A 16958-nucleotide genomic window follows, 5' to 3' on the forward strand; every position below is an offset into this window, starting at 1 on the left:
CAAGAGGTGTATTTCAAACAAAAGCACATGAACCTGAAAGTCCTTTCTACCGATATCTAAGGTATGAGAAGTATCTGCCGAATTGCAAACCCTACGGGTTTGCTTCCGATTAAAATGCACAAGGTGTATGCAATTATCGCCCTTTTTCTCACCGGGTTTTGCCGGCCTGTTCCCGGCGCTTGGGGGGAACAGTTTGCCTATAAGCATACTGCGGGGGATAAGTACCGGATACTTTCTACGGTTCATGAGGATGTGTATGTAGACCGGCGGCTGGCGTTCAGATCGGAGATTCTGAACCGGATTGCCGTGGAGGTCCTGAGGGCCGGAAACGGGTCCGGGTTTCACCGGGCGCTGTTCCAGGTGGCGGAACGGGCTTTGCTAAGCGGGAGAAATGCCGGGGGACAGAGCTTCCAGTGGGCCCGGGAGTATGAGTCTGAATTTGAGCGGGATAGACTGGGGCATATCACTATTGATCGGCGTTTTTATATGCCTGTGGTGCGGAATGTGCCGGTGTTTCCTGACCGGGACCTGAAAAATGGGGAAACCTGGAGCGCTGAGGGCCACGAGATGCACGATTTTCGGGACAGTTATGGCATTGCCGAACCCTACCGGATTCCTTTCAATGCGAATTATACCTTTTTAGGGAACCGGGAATGGAAGGGCAAAACGTACCCGGCCTTTTCGGTGTCCTACCGGATCTTTTTCGAGCCCGAGCCGGCCCGGGGAACCGTCTGGCCCCGGCGTATCATGGGGGCTTCGGATCAGATCGTGTTTTGGGATTCCGTCCTGGGCCAGGAGCTTTCTTATACAGAAGAATTCAGGATGATCCTGGAGCTTTCCGACGGGCGGACCATTGAATACCGGGGGACTGCGGAGGCGGAAATTGTGGAGGCCCCCAAACTGGACAAGGAGCGGGTTGTCGAGGATATCAACCGGGATATCGCCAGGATGGGGATCGACGATGCCAGGGCGCGGGTTGTGGACGACGGGGTGGCCATCAGCCTGGAAAATGTGCAGTTCCAGGCTGAGTCGGCGGCGCTGTTGGGGACAGAGCAGACCAAACTGGACAAGATCGCCGAAATACTCCGCCGTTACCCGGACCGGGACATCCTGGTGGGGGGGCATACTGCCATGGCGGGAACCGAAGAGGGGCGGGCCCAGCTTTCCCGGGAACGGGCCGCTTCGGTGGCGGAGTACCTGATCGGAAAAAAGGTCCGGGCACCGGAGCGGGTGGTGGTCCGGGGCTATGGGGCGGAGCAGCCCCTGGGGGATAACGGTACCGAAGAAGGCCGGCGGAAAAACCGGCGGGTTGAAATTACCATACTTGAAAATTAATGCTCTTTATAGTATAAAAAATTATCCATGAATTATACCAACCCGGCAAACCTTGCCATCCTAGCGTGTCCCGGTGGGGAAGTATTTGCCGATGAGGTTATTCTTCATCTGAAAAAGTACTACCGTCATAAATACAATGAAACCGTGGGCAATTTGGTCAGGCAGTTCAATTTGAACACCGAAGACGTGATCCGGCATATCAACTTTATCAACGATGCGGCGCCCCTCACTGCCTTTGCCCGGGGGGACTTCCTGAAGTACCATAACCCCCAGTTCAAGGTTCCTGCCCGGTTTAGCCTGTTTCCCAATGGGGAGCTTAAGGCAGAGATCCTGGAATCCATCCGGGGGAAGGACATGTATATCTTCCAGGACGTGGAAAATCATCATCCCCTGAATTTTAACAACGGGTCCCTTTCAAAGGCCCTTTCTATAAACGACCATCTGATGAGCATCTTTGTCACCGTGGATGCGGTAAAACAGGCAGGGGCCAACCGGGTTACCCTGGTACTGCCCACTTACCCCTATTCCCGGCAGCATAAGCGGAAGGGACGGGAGGGGCTGACCGCCAGCAGGGTAGGGGGCATCCTGGAATCCCTGGGTGTGGACTGTATCCTCACCCTGGATATCCATTCCCGGGAAATTGTGAACGCCTTTAAGACCATGCGCCTGGAAAACCTCCATGCCAGCTATCAGATCATCCGGCAGCTTGCAAAGATGACTGAGCTGCGGGGTGACGATCTGGTGGTGCTTTCCCCGGATACCGGGGCAGTGGACCGGAACAAGTTTTATGCCACCGCCTTCAAGAAGCCCTTGGCCTTACTCTACAAGGAGCGGGACTATTCCCGGGTGACCAAGGATGCCATGGACAATAACATCTCGGAGATCAAACTTCTGGGGAATGTTTCGGGGAAGACGGTCTTTATGGCCGACGATATGCTGGGAACCGGGGGCACCCTCCTGAAAGCAATGAAATTCCTCAAGGATCAGGGGGCAAAAAAGGTTATCGCCGCCATCAGCCTTCCCCTGTTTTCCGGGAACGCCATCGGCTACTTTGATCAGGCCTATAAAGATGGCCTTTTTTACCGCATCATCGGAACCAACGCAATTTACCATGAAGAACTGTTAAAACGGGAATGGTATGTGAGCGTGAATATTACAAAACTCTTTGCCCAGACCATTTCCCGACTCCACCAGGGCCTTTCGTTAAGCTCCCTCCTGGATAACCGGGCGATTATAGAAAAAATGCTCACGGAAAACTGAACAAATGGCCTCTCGGATAATACTCTGCGCCGACATCGGCAGTTCCGCCCTGAAAGCGGCCTTCATCAATTCCGAAGGCCGGCAGTTGGCATTTGCCCGGGAAGTATATACACCGATATATACCGTTGGGACTGCCTCCGTACCGGTTAGCGCCGGTGACTGGGAGCGCGCCTTTACCCGGGCCATGGGGAAGCTTTTTTCCCAGGCTCCGGACTGCCGTCCTGACGCTATCTGCATTTCTGGGAACGGCCCCACCCTGGCGCCGCTTACCCGGGACGGCGAGACTCTGGCCCTCCTTCACTGGTATCAGGGACCCTTGGGCAGTACCGCTCCCGGTTCCCCATCCGGGGATCTGCCGGTGATACGATCTTTTTACCTGCCCCATGCCCTGGGCTTTCTCCGGGAACGGCCCGGGGAATATGAAAAAACCCGGTACCTCCTGTCCTCCCAGGAATGGCTTTCTTGGCGCCTGGGCGCGGATCCGGTGACGGTTCTTCCCGAAGGCTATGGGCCCTATTACTGGGACGATGAACAATGCCGGGCCCTGGGGATTGATCCCGGGAAGTTCCCCCCCTTTGTCAGCCTGGGAAGTGTCATAGGCCGGCTTTCACAGGAAGCGGCGCAAAGGCTGGGCAGTGCCGCTGCTGGCCTCCCTGCGGGTATACCCATCATCGCCGGGGGGTCGGATTTCATCATGGCCCTTATCGGCGCCGGTACGGTGGAAAAGGGGATGGTCTGTGACCGGGCGGGCAGCTCCGAGGGGATCAACTGCTGTGACTTACGCCCTGAGGAAACTGCATCTGCCAGGGATCTCCGGGTTTTGCCCCATGTAAGCCCTGGTCTTTGGAACGTAAGCGTTATTATCCCCAGCTCAGGTCGGCTTTTTGAGTGGTATAGAACCCTGACCGGCCAGGACGGGCGTCCCTACGAGGACATTCTGGGGGAACTGATACCCGAAGGGTTGTTGCCGTCGGCGTTATCGGCAGCTGGGTCCCTAAGCTCAGCTCTGTCCCCGGCTGGGGGGGACCAGGGGGCGCTGTTTTTCCCGGGAAAGACGGCGGCCCTGTTCGGAAAGGGCGGACTATTCAGCCGGACGGACCTGGGCCGGGCGGTTCTAGAGGCCATGGGTTATCAGGTGCGGGATGCCCTGGAGACCCTGGGCCGGCATGGGTTCCCGGTAGGGGAGATGCGGCTTTCCGGGGGACAGAGCCGAAACCGACGCTGGAATCAGCTTAAGGCCGATATGACCGGGGCTATTCTGCTGGTCCCGGAACTGGGTGACGGTGAACTGGGCGGGGACGCGGCCTTGGGGCTCATGACCCTGGGGGACGCGGCAAATTTGAAAGAAGCGATTGGCCGGATCGTCCACATACAGGAACGCTACGAACCGGACCCCGCAACAGCGGCGGTTTACGGGGAACGTTTTCAGACCTGGCGGGAACTGCGGGAGAAGGCGGGCCCTTTCAATGAAATGCTATAAACTGCCCGCCCGGATTTCGGGGCTCATCTTTGATATGGACGGGACCCTCTATACCCACGAGGAATACCTTAAAGGCCAGATCGACACAATCATTGCGCAGTTCGGCAAGGTTCGGGGGAAGAGTTTTGAGGAAGCCCGGGAAGCTGTGGAGTCCTATCAGAGCGAGTGGGCCTCGGCGCATGGAGGAAGGACGATCAGTTTGGGGAATACCCTGGCTGCCTTTGGGATCACCGTAGAGGAAGGCATACGCTGGCGTGAGGAACTGATCGAACCCAGTTTGTACCTCCGGGAGGACCCCCGGCTCAGGGAAACCCTCTCTACCCTTTCCGATTCCTTTGCCCTGGCTTTGGTAACCAACAACCCTGTGCTGGTGGCCCGTAAAACTCTTGCTTGCCTGGGGGTGGAGGAATTTTTTCCGGTCAGCGTCGGCCTGGATACCTGCGGGGTGTCAAAACCCCACGAGGCGCCCTTCATCAAAGCTGCGGAACTGCTGGGCCTGCCCCCGAAGGCCTGCGTTTCCATCGGGGACCGCTACGATATTGACCTGGCCCTGCCCCTGGAACTCGGCATGGGGGGCATCCTGGTGGACGGGGTGGAGGATGTGCATGGGCTGCCGGAACAGCTCGCTGCCACGATTTCACTGGGACTAAATAAAAACCCTTGACCGCTAGGGTTTTTCATGCAAGCCTTATAGTATGAACCTTGAAGAATTCGCCAAGCCCATGGCCGCCATCTGTTCCCACAGCCTGGTTGCCCCGGGTCGGCCCCTGCATTGGACGATCATCGCCAACCCTACTGCCGGGGGATTTACGATAAAGAGCCGGTGGAAGCAGCACAGTGCGGCGTTGAAGTTGTATATGGAAAAGGCAGAGGCCAATCCCCTGCGGGAAGACGCCGGGCCTTCGAAAACCGCTTTGGAAGCCGATCAGAGCCGGGGGAGCCTGGGCAGGCTGGGACTGACCCTTACCCAGGGGCCGGGTACCGCAGGGAAGATCGTCAAGGCTCTTCTGGAGGAGGCGTCTTCGACTCGCTCTGGGGGAAATGCGCCCTTCCACCTGCTCATCACCGCCGGGGGAGACGGGACCAGCCTTGAAGCCCTGACGGTCCTCTATACGGCGCCGGCAGCGCTCCGGTCTAACTTTGCGGTTCTGCGCCTTCCCATGGGGACCGGGAATGACGGGGCCGATGCCCGGGAACTGGACGGTGTCCTGGATCGGCTGATCCACCCTTCCACGGTTGAGTATGCCCGGGCCCTGCGGCTTACTACCGCCTCCGGGAAGGGACCCTTTATGGCTTTCAATATCCTTTCCGTGGGCCTCGACGCATTTGTTACCCACATGACCAATAAGATGAAGGGTAAGCTGCCCGGGGATTCCTACAAACTCTGGGTGGACATAGCATCCCTGCTCTATGACCGGCTCTACAAGGTGGGGCACATGGATGTCCGGGCCTTTGACGAGGCAGGCCGGCAGGTGGAGGATTTTGGCGAAAAGGTACTTTTACTGGCCGTGGGAGCCAGCGGTCACCGGACCTACGGTTCCAACAAACGGATACTGCCTGATGAGCGGAATGTCTGCGTAGTGCAGCAAATGTCCCTGTTCAGGAAGGTGGCCCTGAAAGGGCTCTTCACCACCGGGGGGCATATCCATAAGCCGGAGTCAAAACCGTTCAACGCCCATCGGGTGGAATTCCGGGGGGAGAACCCCATCCTGGCCCAGATGGACGGGGAGGCGGTGCTGCTAAAGCCGGAGGATTTTCCTGCGGCAATAGAGTTGACCGAGCTGGCTATACCGGTGCTGAAGTTGGGGGAAAGGGATTAGGGCTATTTACTTCGTTGTATATATCCTACTGTATACATACTGTATTCATAAATTGCCCTTTATAACATCACATAATATGCTCTTGTTTTCATATCCTCCAACTGCCGCAGATTGCAAATATAAATTCCATCCCACGATATTAATTTTATTATATTTGCCATAATAAATACTCAAACGATTTTCTTTTCCATTGGCATTTATAAAACTTGAATATTTACATTTTATATCTATCTCTAGGCATTTTGCAACATTCTCAACAACAGTCTTGCCATTTAAAAACATTACCTCAAAATTTTTTTTAATAAATACTTTAACACAGGTAAATCCTTATCTAAATGTTTTTGCCTGATATTTTGTGGAACTTTATCCCATTTTGGTGATGTTGCCCATTGCACAAGGTCTAAATGAACACAAGTATCATCATAATATGAGTAATTACCAAATTGTTTTATAAAATAATCAAATTGATTAAACCATGATTTATATGGGCGTAGATGAAAATAATTATTGCAGAATTCTAAAACAGTTTCTGCTTCCGCATCTGTCAAGTCTTCATTACCATTTTTATTAAGTTTTTTACGGGAACATAGTCTTTCTTTGTGGTTTATGTCTAATAAACATCCTGATGAATTGACAAATTCTTTATCGCTGGGGTTTAACGAGACTGTACAAGCCTTTGACTTATCATAATTTCCAAAATATATTATGGGTGTTGTTTGAGGCGTGATACACATATCAGGCTCGATTCGCTGTTTTAACCGCTCAATAATCATTAAATGTTCCTCCCAAATTTTTCGGCAGCTTGAAATTCCTTGCTAGGAAGTGTTCTTATAAGCTATTATTCAAAAAATATAAAACAAATTCTACCTAATCCATCATAGGCGTGTCTTCCTTTAACTAATGCCCATATGAATCAATAAATTTTCAAAATTATATCGTGCATCGTAATAATTAGGATCAACACTGATTGCTTGGTTGAAGTCATCTAGCGCTTGTTCATAATCATGGCATTTTGTATACTTAATGCCACGACTGTTATGAGCCATAGCAAGATTCAGGTTTGCTTCGGCATAATCGGGAGCAATGTTGATCGCCTGGGTATAATCTTCTATGGCTTGGTCATAATCGCCATTCTTGTAATATATAATGCCACGACTATTATAGGCAACTGCATCATCAGGGTTAATACCGATTACTTGAGTATAATCCTCTATAGCTCGGTTATAATCACCCTTCTTGTAATATATCCGGCCGCGAGTTTTGTAGGCATTGATATCATCAGGGTTAATGTTGATCGCCTGGGTATAATCTTCTATGGCCTTTCTATATTCACGCTTACGACTATACGCATCACCACGATAAGTGTAAGCATCGGCATCATTAGGGTCAATGCTGATTGCCATGGTGAAGTCTTTTATCGCCAGATCGTCATCGCCTTTTTTGTAATGGGAATTACCACGGTTGATATAAGCGATAGCATAATTGGAATTAATTCTGATTGCCTGATCAAAATCCGTTATGGCTCGGTCATAATCACCGTCATAATTATATGCATTACCACGATGAGTATAAGCATCAACATTATTGGGATCAATGTTGATTGCTATGGTGAAGTCCTCTATGGCTTGGCCATGTTTACTTTTTTTGATAAAGGCCTTAACTTCATACGCAAGCCCACGGTGGATATAGGCATCGGTATTAATGGGGTCAGACCTGATTGCCAGCGTGTAATCTGTTATGGCCAAATCTAATTTGCCTTTATAGCAATAAGCCTGACCCCGATTGAGATAGGCCTGGGTATAATCAGGATCAATGTTAATTGTCGCGGTGTAATCTCTTATTGCATGGTGATATTCGCCTTTCCCACTATTTGCAAGACCGTGAAGAAAATAGGCAGCAGCATCATTAGGATTAAGCATGATTGCAAATGTACAGAGCCATCTTGCGATATCATAATTGCCCTTATGATAATACGCACTACTTTGATTTTTTAATAAGACGGCAAGATTTGGATCAATATTATTCGCCTGAGTGAAATCCGCTCTGGCTTGGTCAGAATTGCCCATTTTGATATATGTACGACCACGGAAAAAAAGAGAAAAAGCATCACAGGGATCAAGTTTGATTGCCTGGGTATAATCCGCTATGGCTGAATCATATTCACCTTTTTTTTCAAAAGAAACACCCCGATTTTTAAACGCTTCTGCAGTATCTGGTGAACTGGAATCAACGGCTTTTAAATCCACCTCCATCCCCCCTATTAGTTAATCGATCAATCGTTATCAATATTTATTCATGTGATTCTTCTTTTTGTTTTTCTATCAATAAATCTTCAACTTCGCTCTTAATAATAGTTTGCATATATGTTTCTGTTATCTCAGAAGTTTCAATACTAATAATTAAGACTGAAACACGAACTTGTTCCCCTATTGGAATAACCTTACCGGCTATTACATAATTAGCCCCTTGACGTTTTCCGGCATTGGCAATAGAACCATCATCAGATTCAGATGGCTCTATAAACCAGCGTTTTGCAAGCTTAACATTTTTATCCTTTGAATAAAAATAAGCAAAATCATCTGCAAGCAATAGTAGTATAGGCGGATTAGTACCACCGGAAATGGTGAAAGGATAAATGGCAACATCCGGCTTTACCGCCATTGTTGAAAAATACTCGCTTGTAAGATTCATAAGAGCATTCAATTCACTTTGAATATTTTTAAGTTCATTTGGGGATTTTTTTGGAATAGGTCTATAAGTTTCAGCTGGTACAGTCTCAGGTATTGTGGTTGGTTCTGGTTTTGTATTGTTATAAACCCACCATATGCTAAAAAAAATTATTATAATTATTACAATAGGACGTATTTTCTTGAAAATAAGGCCTGCTAAAAGGATAATAAAGATTAGTATTGGATTTATTCCCGACAATAGTCCAGAAATGCTAATTAAAAATGAATATAAATATTTCGGTAATAAGTCAAAAATATTTTCAAAAATACTCAATACTTACCCCTTCAATTTCTCCATTTTCAACATTTAATACTCTGATATTAAGACACCATCGATTTGCAATCTTTATGAGTGATCCTGTTATTATTTCCGTAAGGCCAAGCCATTTACCTATAGAAATCATAGTTTCATCACTCACATCCCCTGACATTTGTAATTCCTGTTCTTTTTTCAATAATTCAATATTATCCCTGTCCACAACGCTGTATTTTTTTCCATTTTTATTTCTATCCAAAACAAGCATTGCGATTAATCCTTGTGAAATAAAATCTGCTTCAGCCGGATCTGTTGATACTATATTGATGACGCCTACTCGGGAATTAGTATTTATAATATTTGAAATATTTTGATAAGAAAGTTGCACAGTATTATCTAGTTTATCAACATTTAACTTCTCATTAATTTCAGGTTCTTTAATAATAGGTTGTTGTTCTTCAAGTTTTGTAGTTGGTTGTTCTTGAAGAACGGTTGGAGAATTTGTACATGACATTATAATCATTAAAATACCACAATAAAATATATAGGGCATTTAATTATTTCCTAAGTACCTTAAATTTGCCATATTCTCCCTAAATAATTGGTTCAACTTCTTTTCCACAAAACCTGCAAATTTTTGCAGCTTTTTTGATGGTTTCAGCACAGAATGGACATTCCCTTGTATCAGAGTTTAAGGCAGATGATGTTTCTTGAACATTTGATATTCTATTTGTATCAACATTTGACTTTATATTAAAATTCAGGTCCAATGACTTTTCTTTATTTTTTTGGCTATGTATAATGCATGGAATAGCAATAAATAGAGTAAAGCCGCATAGAACTAAAATAACTCCAAGTATTAATCCTGTAGTCCTGGATACACTATTCCCAAGGAATTTTCCAAGTTTCCATTCAAGAAAAATTACCAATACAATAAATGCTATCGATAGCAATACTACGCCAAAAGCAATGCCAGTTCCTTCCATAATTTCCTCCCGGACATTATTCTTAACACCGCCATGGTCGGTGATCTTCCGTACCCATTTCTTCCCAGTCCCTTATTTCAGGTCTCCCTCTGCTTTCTTACCGCTCTCCTTTGAGTTTTGGAGGAGTAGCATTGTATGGGCGATTTTTTCCAGATATTCTTGCCCTTGGCGGCTGATATGGGGATATACATGAGCCATGAATTTTATTTTATCATTATAGTTAGAATTAGCTAAAACCCCGGACTGTTGAATAGATAGCATGGTCTGGGCCATGTTTTCCAAACAATGCTGTCCATCCTGACTGATTTGAGGGTATATCTTAGCTATATAGGCCACATTTTCTTCATTTTCCATGAAATTTATATCCCATAGCAAGTATTCTGTTTAAGCATTACAATATAATGTACTAAGACATAATGTCAATAGAATCCATATGTTTTTATTGTTTTTGACAAGTATTTTGCTTGTTATGTAGGTAATATTTTGCTAATCTTGTAAGATATGGAGACCACAGAACCTATCCATAAGCGGGTCGTTGAGCTGCGCCATGCCTTGAACCTTTCTCAGCCTATTTTTGCGGAAAAGATAAGTATATCCAAGGGATACATTGGACACCTTGAGCTTGGGCATAAGACGATAAATGAGCGGATTATCCGATTGATTTGTACCACCTTTGGGGTCAATCCTGTTTGGCTGAAAACAGGCCAGGGGTCTATGTTCCATGAGACATCCAACGAAAAGATAGAAGAAATTATAGGGATTTTTAAACAGCTCCACCCATTTTTTCAGGATTATTTTTTAAGTCAGTTGCGACAGATTTATGAATTTGAGACCAACATAAAAATTAGGGAGGAACAAAATAAAGGCCAAGAGGGGATGGAAACGCCATCCTGAAAACCGGACTTTTGGGGACATTTTGTAACTTTTTTTGACGATGCATAAACAAGGTTGAAAAAAGCATGTAGAAAAATCACACCCGTTCCTTCAACACCTTTACTGTTTCTTCAAACTGCCCCAGTCTTTCCCTGGTCAGTTTTATAAAAAAGTTATTTTCCGCATTACCAGCCACTTGATCCATCTCTTCCCGGTTACGGTAGGTAATGCTTCTGAAGGGGTCGTGAAAATCTTTTGCCCGGCTGCGGTACACCTGGTCGGTGATCCAGCGTTGGGTTTCCAGTACCCGGTCAAGTTCTCCACAAAAAGCGGCAGCATCGGTAAGGGGGTTTTCGCCTTTCTGAAGAAAGCGGAGTACCCCCCATGCATGGCGGGCCTTGTCCAGGGGATAGGCGTCCCAAAATTCATCGTAGGCCCGGTGAATGGCATCCCAACTGTCCAGCTTGCCCTCCCTGATTTGGGCGCGCAGCTTATCTACCCGAAAGGCCGGGACGATCTGTCCGCCCAGGTTCACCCATTCGGTAACCCGCTCAGTATTACTGCCGGGGCTTTCCAGTTCGGCGACAAGCCCCTCAAAGCTGAGGCCCGGGCTCGATTCCAGCCGGGCGATGAGGGCCTTTATGGCGTAGAAGCGGAGCATTTCCAGGTAGGCAGAGCGGGCTTTCCGTGGTTTAAGGAGCACCGCCCGCCGTTTGTGTCGTTCCAGTCCCGGAGCGGGGATCTCTTCCCCGGTCTCGGGGATGTAGGCGTATTCGGGGTCTTCCTCGTCGGTACTGTCCTGGAACTGTACGGACAAAGCCGGGCCGGACGCCGGGGTCCCCGCATCGCTCATCCATGTTTCTATTTGTGCGAGGGCGGCGATGATCTCTTCTGCCGTGTCCGGGGCCAGGTAGTCGGTTTCAATATGCTGGACCTTAACTACCCGCTTGTCCCGGTCAGAGGCTTTCCAGGAATTCCGTTCCAGGGCGTAGAGATTGTACATCCAGAAATAGGCGGGCATGACTTCCAGGCGGTCCCTGCGTACATTGTTGTTCACCAGGGAGAAGGGGAGGGTGATGTTGAGTTCGTAGGGATAGTTCCCCTTGGCGATGAGGGTAAAACTGGCGAAACGGCTGGGGTGTTTCAGGGTGACCGACAGGCCGGGCCAGAAACCCCGCCCAGCCCGGATTTCCCCGTCATTGGCCCGGCTGTTGTGGTTGGAGCCGATGGTGGCCCCGGCGGCCATGTTGGAAAGGCCCTGGATCATGGAGGCAATGAGGAACGAGTTGTTGTGGTGCTGCTCGTGGATCGGGAAGACAAGGTTGTTCAGGAGTTCGCAGCAGGAAACAGTAGAATTATCACCCAGTACCGAGTGGATGAGTCGGGCGCCGTACTTAAGGTTACTGTTGCGGCCCATGACGAAGCGCACCGCCTTGGATCCGTAGAAGGCGTGGCAGCCGTAGCCTACGATGCCGTTCACCATTTCTACCCCTTCCCCAATTTGGCTGGACTCCTTGGACGATGAAAGGATGGTCAGGTTTTTGAGCTTGTTGGCCCCTTTGATATAGGCCGCTTCCCCCACATCCACATCCTTGATCACCGCGCAGCTTTTTAGTACAGATCCGGAGCCGACGATCCCGTAGAGCCCCCGTTTGGCAGCATAGTTTTGCTGGGTGATGGCGGTGAGTTTTTCTACCAGCTCCGTATCATCCCGGTAGCAGGCCCAGAGATAGGCGTCGGCGCATATCATGTCCCTGAAGGGAAGTATGGACCGCCCCCCGGCTTCGTTCATCACATCGATCCAGACCCGCACATCCTCGGTTTCTCCTTCTTTGAGGGTCCCGTTGCCGAACTTGGCATGGTTGGTGGTCTGCATCTCGTCTATCCGGGAAAGGATCACCCGATCGCCGATGATATAGTGGGAAATGTAGGAGCAATCATGAATAGCGGTGTTGTCCCCGATGTCGCAGGAGATAATGGTACTGTTTCTGATCCCTGCGAGTATGCAGAAATCGTGGTGTTGCAGAAGCAGGCCCCGCAGTTCTCCCAGGCGTATGAGGCCGTAGAAATTTGAATTTCGTATCAGGGAGGGATCAAATGGATCGCTTACCAGAAAATTGTCCCAGTTGGAACAGAAGTTGTCGTTTTTTACCAGTATTTCTATTTCCTGGACCGTGAGCTTCCGCCAGGTACGGTCGGGGTTCGGGGCTTGTTCGTTCCGCAGCCAGTATTCATCCTTTCCCGGGGGGAGGTATTCCAGGGGGATAAAATCGTAACCGTAGCGCTCAGGGAGCCGGGTGGATATTTCAGTCATTGAATGGGTACCTCATGTAAATCTTTTCGCAGTATTTTTACTGCAAAGGGTATGGCAAAGAAGAAGGATGCAATGTCCGATATGGGTTGGCTTATCTGAATGCCTAAAAGGCCCAGGATGGGAGGGAAGATGAGCAGCGAGGGTAGGAGGAAGAGGCCCTGCCGGGCCAGGGAGAGTATGCTGGCTTCCCGTGCTTTGCCCATGGTTTGGGTCATCATACTGACCAGGGCTACCCAGCCGATGAAGGGCATGGCGATACAGTGAAAGCGGAGATACCGGGCGCCCATGAAGATGACATCCGCATCATCCCGGCGGAACAGGGAAATTATCCGGGGGGCGAAGACGGCCATCAGTATGGCCAGGACCGACATGGTGATGGTGGCAAAACCAACGCAGAACCAGAAGGCTTTTTTTACCCGGTCATAGCGTTTGGCCCCGTAGTTAAAGCCGCAGACCGGCTGGAAGCCCTGTCCCATGCCCATCACGGCGGATCCGGCGATAATGCCGATCCGGTTAACGATGGATATAGCTGCGATAGCTGCGTCCCCGTATACACCCGCAAGGTGGTTGATAACGATGGTCATGGCGCTCTGCATACCCTGCCTGAGCAGGGACGGGAAGCCCCCCCGGAGGATCTCCTTATAGTTTCGGATGCTGGGGGAAAAGTGCCGCGGGTTAATAGGGATATTCCCCTTCCTGACATATCCCATGGTAATGAGAACAGAGCAACTTACAAACTGGCTTATGGCAGTTGCCAGGGAAGCCCCCATGACGCCCATCTTACACACAAAGATAAGCAGGGGATCCAGGAGCACATTGAGAATGGCTCCGGTCATCATGCCAATCATGCCGGAGAAGGAACTACCCTGGAAGCGGAGCTGGTTGTTCAGTACCAGGGAGGAGGCCATGAAGGGCGCTCCGATAAGGATGAAACGCATATAGGAGATGGCGTAGGGAAGAATTGTAGGGGTGGACCCCAGGGCGCGGACCAGGGGATTGATAAGGATAAGCCCCGTAGTGGCAATAAGGGCGCCCACGATGAGGCAGGAGAAAAACCCCGTGGCTGCCATTTGGGAGGCACGTTCAACCCGCTGTGCCCCAAGTTCCCGGGAGATATAGTTACCCGAACCTTGGCCGAAGAGAAAGCCCATGGCCTGGATAATCGCCATCAGGGGGAAAACTATCCCCACCGAGGCTACTGCGCTGGTTCCCAGGGAGCTGACAAAGTAGGTATCCGCCATATTATAGAGACCGGAGATCATCATAATGGCCATACTGGGAATTCCCAGGGTTACCACCAGCTTTTCCACCGGAGTGGTGGTCATCTGTTTTAATTTCGTTTCATTTTGGTTGGGGTTGGATATTTTATTCATTGGATTTTCCTTCTTAGTTTGGCAAAAGTCTAGCGACTATAAAAGGCTGTGTCAAATAGTGGGTTTCATTTCTTTATCAAAACATGCTAAGATTAAGGTTATCGATTTTCAACCAGGGAGTTCCCCAAAATACATGGAAAAGCAATTGTTTATCCGCCGTATCGGTACGGCTGGCAAAAAGGCCTTAAAACCTGCCTTTATCACCGCCCGGTTCCTGTTGTGCATCATGATCCCCGTTTCCTTTGCGGTGTTGATCCTGGATTTTACGGGAATACTGTATTATATCGGGCAATTTCTGGGGCCCCTGATGCGCTTTTTAGGTCTTCCCGGTGAAGCGGCCCTGGTGTTCATCAGTTCGGTGTTTGTCAACATCTACTCTGCCCTGGCGGTAATCGGGACCCTGAACCTAAGCATCCGGGAGCTGACGGTTCTGGCGGCCATGTGTTTTCTGGCCCATAACTTTTTCGTGGAATGCGTGGTGATGAAAAAAACCGGCTCATCCCTGACCAAGATGGTCTTCCTGCGTCTGTTCAGTGCCGTCCTGGCCGGCTGGGTTCTAAACCGCATACTCCCGGCGGAAATGGGAAGGCCGGTTCACGACAATCCGGTCTCCGGCACTGGTGTTGGGGTGGTGCATAGCATCGGCATTGATCTCGCCGGGCTGCCGGTGATACTCCGCGCCTGGCTTATCGAAACCCTTTTGAATGTTTTACGGATATTTTTGATTATCCTGAGCATCATGTTTGTCCAGAAGGTTCTGGACGAGTTCGGGATCATGAAACTTTTGGGCCGGGCTATGGCCCCCCTGATGGTAGTATTCGGCCTTCCTGAGCATACGGGCTATCTGTGGATAGTGGTCAATCTGGTGGGCCTGGCCTACGGGTCCGCTGTACTAATAGAAGAAGTACGCTCAGGCGCCGTTTCCAAACCCGATGCAGACCTCTTTAACCATTATGCGGGGTTGAGCCATTCCCATCTGGAGGATACCCTGCTCTTTGTCTCCATCGGGATCCCCCTGTTTTGGGCCGTCATCCCCCGGCTCGTCCTGGGCATCCTGGCGGTTTGGATCGAGCGGCTTCGCCGTTTCCTGGTGATGCGCTCCTACCGGGTAAGGGTAGGGTAGGGTAGGGAAAGGCCCCTGGAGCCTTTGTCAAAAACCTGCGTTGCTGCGGAATAGCAAGCCCGTAATCATACAAAGCCTTTTTTAATTACTACGGCGCCACCCGCTTCCGGTCCCGGGGAAAGAGGCTCGCTTCCTTTACGCTGGTCAGCCCCAGCACCTTCTGAGTAAGCCGCTCGCAGCCTATAGCAAAGCCCCCGTGGGGAGGGCAGCCGTATTTGAGGAGCTCCAGGTAGCCCCCCATGTCCTCCGTTTTCAGGCCGAACCGGGGCAAAGCTTCCAGAAAGGCCTGGTAGTCGTGGTGGCGGCGGCTTCCGGAAGTGATCTCCAGACCCCGGAAAATAGCGTCAAAGCTCATGGTGGAGCTGGCCTTACCGTCACCCAAGTCCAGGGGGTAAGTGTAGAAGGGACGGTGCCGCCGGGGGAACTGGTTTACAAAGACCAGGTCCACCCCGTTTTCTTTCAGGGACCACTCGCAGATGATCCGTTCAGCCTCAGGGTTGATGTCGAAGATCCTGCCTCCGGGATTTTTCCCTTTGGCTGCCTCGGCGTTAACGATACTGAGGCACTCATCGTAAGGCACTGTGGGGGCCTTGGCGACAGCATCGGCGGATGGAACAGTTGCATTCCAGGCATCCAGGTCTTTTTTGTTCTTCCGTTCCAACTCAGCAAAGATGTGGGCCAGGACTCCCTTTTCAAGTTCTATCAAATCTTTTTCCGATTCGATAAACCCCACTTCCACATCCAGGGAAACATATTCATTGAGGTGCCGGGGTGTATCGTGTTTTTCCGCCCGATAGACCTGCCCTATTTCAAAGACCCGTTCCATCCCTGCGGCAACGAGGGTCTCCTTGTAAAACTGCGGGGACTGGGCCAGGCAGATCTTGTCATCGAAGTACTCAACCTGGAAAAGGTTGGTGCCCCCCTCAGTACCGGTGCTGACCAGTTTACTGGTTTTTATTTCTGTAAAGTCCTGATTCCGCAAAAATCCTGCGAAGGCTTCCACGATGGTGGCCTGTATATTAAAAATTGACCGTATCTTAGGATTACGCAGGGAAAGCAAACGATTATCCAGAATTGATTCCAGCCCTGTCTTGCTCACATCCCCATTCACTTGGAAGGGCAATTCCGGCGCAGCTTTACTGAGTACCTCAAGGCCGCTGACCCGCAGTTCTGTCCCCCCGGGCGCCTTTTCGTTTGCCGCAGGGGTTCCCTTGACGCTGATCACCGATTCCAGGGTCAAGTCGGGCTTTTTTTCAAAGACAAGCTGTAGAATCCCCGACCTGTCCCGGAGTATCACAAAGGTGATGCCCCCCATGTCCCGGATACGGTGTACCCAGCCGGAAACTTCCGCTTCCCCGGTAACTTTCCCTTCCAATATATCTTTCGCTAAAACGCGCATACTTCCTCCA

The 16958-nt window shown here is 49.9% G+C and carries 17 protein-coding genes; 7 read left to right on the forward strand and 10 right to left on the reverse strand.

The window, feature by feature from the left end; genetic code table 11:
* Positions 1-114 precede the first annotated feature (114 nt).
* Genes TREPR_RS02230 through TREPR_RS02250 form a run of 5 tightly spaced genes read left to right on the forward strand, consistent with a single transcriptional unit; the run spans position 115 to position 5895 of the window.
* Complete coding sequence (locus tag TREPR_RS02230; protein WP_041610979.1) at positions 115-1335, forward strand: OmpA family protein; 1221 nt, start codon at positions 115-117, stop codon at positions 1333-1335.
* Positions 1336-1362: 27 nt separating this feature from the next.
* Entirely contained in the window at positions 1363-2595 is a 1233-nt protein-coding gene (prs, locus tag TREPR_RS02235) for a ribose-phosphate diphosphokinase (protein WP_015706655.1), read from the forward strand.
* A 4-nt stretch (positions 2596-2599) separates the two neighbouring features.
* Positions 2600-4075 carry a xylulokinase gene (locus TREPR_RS02240; protein WP_015706656.1) on the forward strand — a complete coding sequence of 492 codons (1476 nt, stop codon included), beginning with the start codon at positions 2600-2602 and terminating at the stop codon, positions 4073-4075.
* Positions 4062-4739, forward strand: a complete 678-nt coding sequence (locus tag TREPR_RS02245; protein ID WP_015706657.1) for an HAD family hydrolase — start codon at positions 4062-4064, stop codon at positions 4737-4739. Before TREPR_RS02240 ends, TREPR_RS02245 begins: the two co-directional genes overlap by 14 nt.
* 31 nt (positions 4740-4770) lie before the next feature.
* Positions 4771-5895 carry a diacylglycerol/lipid kinase family protein gene (locus TREPR_RS02250; RefSeq protein WP_015706658.1) on the forward strand — a complete coding sequence of 375 codons (1125 nt, stop codon included), beginning with the start codon at positions 4771-4773 and terminating at the stop codon, positions 5893-5895.
* Positions 5896-5940: 45 nt separating this feature from the next.
* Here the strand turns inward: TREPR_RS02250 and TREPR_RS18355 are convergent, their stop codons facing one another.
* The 7 genes from TREPR_RS18355 to TREPR_RS02280 all read right to left on the reverse strand — a co-directional run bounded on the left by TREPR_RS18355 (position 5941) and on the right by TREPR_RS02280 (position 10220).
* A complete protein-coding gene (locus TREPR_RS18355; protein WP_148257219.1) occupies positions 5941-6177 on the reverse strand; it encodes a hypothetical protein in 237 nt (78 codons plus the stop codon).
* Entirely contained in the window at positions 6177-6668 is a 492-nt protein-coding gene (locus tag TREPR_RS02255; RefSeq protein ID WP_015706659.1) for a hypothetical protein, read from the reverse strand. The genes TREPR_RS18355 and TREPR_RS02255 overlap by 1 nt, the downstream gene beginning before the upstream one ends.
* A gap of 120 nt (positions 6669-6788) precedes the next feature.
* Positions 6789-8141 (reverse strand): tetratricopeptide repeat protein, encoded by a 1353-nt coding sequence (locus TREPR_RS02260; protein ID WP_015706660.1) that lies wholly within the window; start codon positions 8139-8141, stop codon positions 6789-6791.
* A 43-nt stretch (positions 8142-8184) separates the two neighbouring features.
* Positions 8185-8898, reverse strand: a complete 714-nt coding sequence (locus TREPR_RS02265) for a hypothetical protein (protein WP_015706661.1) — start codon at positions 8896-8898, stop codon at positions 8185-8187.
* Positions 8885-9433 carry a CsgG/HfaB family protein gene (locus TREPR_RS02270; protein ID WP_015706662.1) on the reverse strand — a complete coding sequence of 183 codons (549 nt, stop codon included), beginning with the start codon at positions 9431-9433 and terminating at the stop codon, positions 8885-8887. Before TREPR_RS02270 ends, TREPR_RS02265 begins: the two co-directional genes overlap by 14 nt.
* 40 nt (positions 9434-9473) lie before the next feature.
* Positions 9474-9866: a hypothetical protein gene (locus TREPR_RS02275; protein WP_015706663.1), complete on the reverse strand. Its 393-nt coding sequence runs from the start codon at positions 9864-9866 to the stop codon at positions 9474-9476.
* Positions 9867-9938: 72 nt separating this feature from the next.
* Complete coding sequence (locus TREPR_RS02280; protein ID WP_015706664.1) at positions 9939-10220, reverse strand: hypothetical protein; 282 nt, start codon at positions 10218-10220, stop codon at positions 9939-9941.
* Positions 10221-10367: 147 nt separating this feature from the next.
* Between TREPR_RS02280 and TREPR_RS02285 the strand changes: the two genes are divergently transcribed.
* Positions 10368-10760, forward strand: a complete 393-nt coding sequence (locus TREPR_RS02285; protein WP_015706665.1) for a helix-turn-helix domain-containing protein — start codon at positions 10368-10370, stop codon at positions 10758-10760.
* A 76-nt stretch (positions 10761-10836) separates the two neighbouring features.
* On the opposite strand, the gene TREPR_RS02290 is transcribed toward TREPR_RS02285, so the two are convergent.
* Both TREPR_RS02290 and TREPR_RS02295 read right to left on the reverse strand, forming a co-directional pair.
* Entirely contained in the window at positions 10837-13053 is a 2217-nt protein-coding gene (locus tag TREPR_RS02290) for a DUF4954 family protein (protein WP_015706666.1), read from the reverse strand.
* Positions 13050-14426: an MATE family efflux transporter gene (locus tag TREPR_RS02295; RefSeq protein ID WP_015706667.1), complete on the reverse strand. Its 1377-nt coding sequence runs from the start codon at positions 14424-14426 to the stop codon at positions 13050-13052. Before TREPR_RS02295 ends, TREPR_RS02290 begins: the two co-directional genes overlap by 4 nt.
* A gap of 133 nt (positions 14427-14559) precedes the next feature.
* Between TREPR_RS02295 and TREPR_RS02300 the strand changes: the two genes are divergently transcribed.
* Positions 14560-15549 carry a nucleoside recognition domain-containing protein gene (locus TREPR_RS02300; RefSeq protein ID WP_015706668.1) on the forward strand — a complete coding sequence of 330 codons (990 nt, stop codon included), beginning with the start codon at positions 14560-14562 and terminating at the stop codon, positions 15547-15549.
* A gap of 88 nt (positions 15550-15637) precedes the next feature.
* Here the strand turns inward: TREPR_RS02300 and aspS are convergent, their stop codons facing one another.
* Positions 15638-16948 (reverse strand): aspartate--tRNA(Asn) ligase, encoded by a 1311-nt coding sequence (gene aspS / locus TREPR_RS02305; RefSeq protein WP_015706669.1) that lies wholly within the window; start codon positions 16946-16948, stop codon positions 15638-15640.
* Positions 16949-16958 lie beyond the last annotated feature (10 nt).

This window comes from Treponema primitia ZAS-2 (genome assembly GCF_000214375.1).
Lineage (GTDB): Bacteria > Spirochaetota > Spirochaetia > Treponematales > Breznakiellaceae > Termitinema > Termitinema primitia.

Coding starts and splice junctions, on each gene's coding strand:
- TREPR_RS02230 (WP_041610979.1), top strand. CDS start 115: ATGCACAAGGTGTATGCAATTATCGCCCTTTTTCTCACCGGGTTTTGC.
- prs (WP_015706655.1), top strand. CDS start 1,363: ATGAATTATACCAACCCGGCAAACCTTGCCATCCTAGCGTGTCCCGGT.
- TREPR_RS02240 (WP_015706656.1), top strand. CDS start 2,600: ATGGCCTCTCGGATAATACTCTGCGCCGACATCGGCAGTTCCGCCCTG.
- TREPR_RS02245 (WP_015706657.1), top strand. CDS start 4,062: ATGAAATGCTATAAACTGCCCGCCCGGATTTCGGGGCTCATCTTTGAT.
- TREPR_RS02250 (WP_015706658.1), top strand. CDS start 4,771: ATGAACCTTGAAGAATTCGCCAAGCCCATGGCCGCCATCTGTTCCCAC.
- TREPR_RS18355 (WP_148257219.1), bottom strand. CDS start 6,177: ATGTTTTTAAATGGCAAGACTGTTGTTGAGAATGTTGCAAAATGCCTA.
- TREPR_RS02255 (WP_015706659.1), bottom strand. CDS start 6,668: ATGATTATTGAGCGGTTAAAACAGCGAATCGAGCCTGATATGTGTATC.
- TREPR_RS02270 (WP_015706662.1), bottom strand. CDS start 9,433: ATGCCCTATATATTTTATTGTGGTATTTTAATGATTATAATGTCATGT.
- TREPR_RS02275 (WP_015706663.1), bottom strand. CDS start 9,866: ATGGAAGGAACTGGCATTGCTTTTGGCGTAGTATTGCTATCGATAGCA.
- TREPR_RS02280 (WP_015706664.1), bottom strand. CDS start 10,220: ATGGAAAATGAAGAAAATGTGGCCTATATAGCTAAGATATACCCTCAA.
- TREPR_RS02285 (WP_015706665.1), top strand. CDS start 10,368: ATGGAGACCACAGAACCTATCCATAAGCGGGTCGTTGAGCTGCGCCAT.
- TREPR_RS02290 (WP_015706666.1), bottom strand. CDS start 13,053: ATGACTGAAATATCCACCCGGCTCCCTGAGCGCTACGGTTACGATTTT.
- TREPR_RS02295 (WP_015706667.1), bottom strand. CDS start 14,426: ATGAATAAAATATCCAACCCCAACCAAAATGAAACGAAATTAAAACAG.
- TREPR_RS02300 (WP_015706668.1), top strand. CDS start 14,560: ATGGAAAAGCAATTGTTTATCCGCCGTATCGGTACGGCTGGCAAAAAG.
- aspS (WP_015706669.1), bottom strand. CDS start 16,948: ATGCGCGTTTTAGCGAAAGATATATTGGAAGGGAAAGTTACCGGGGAA.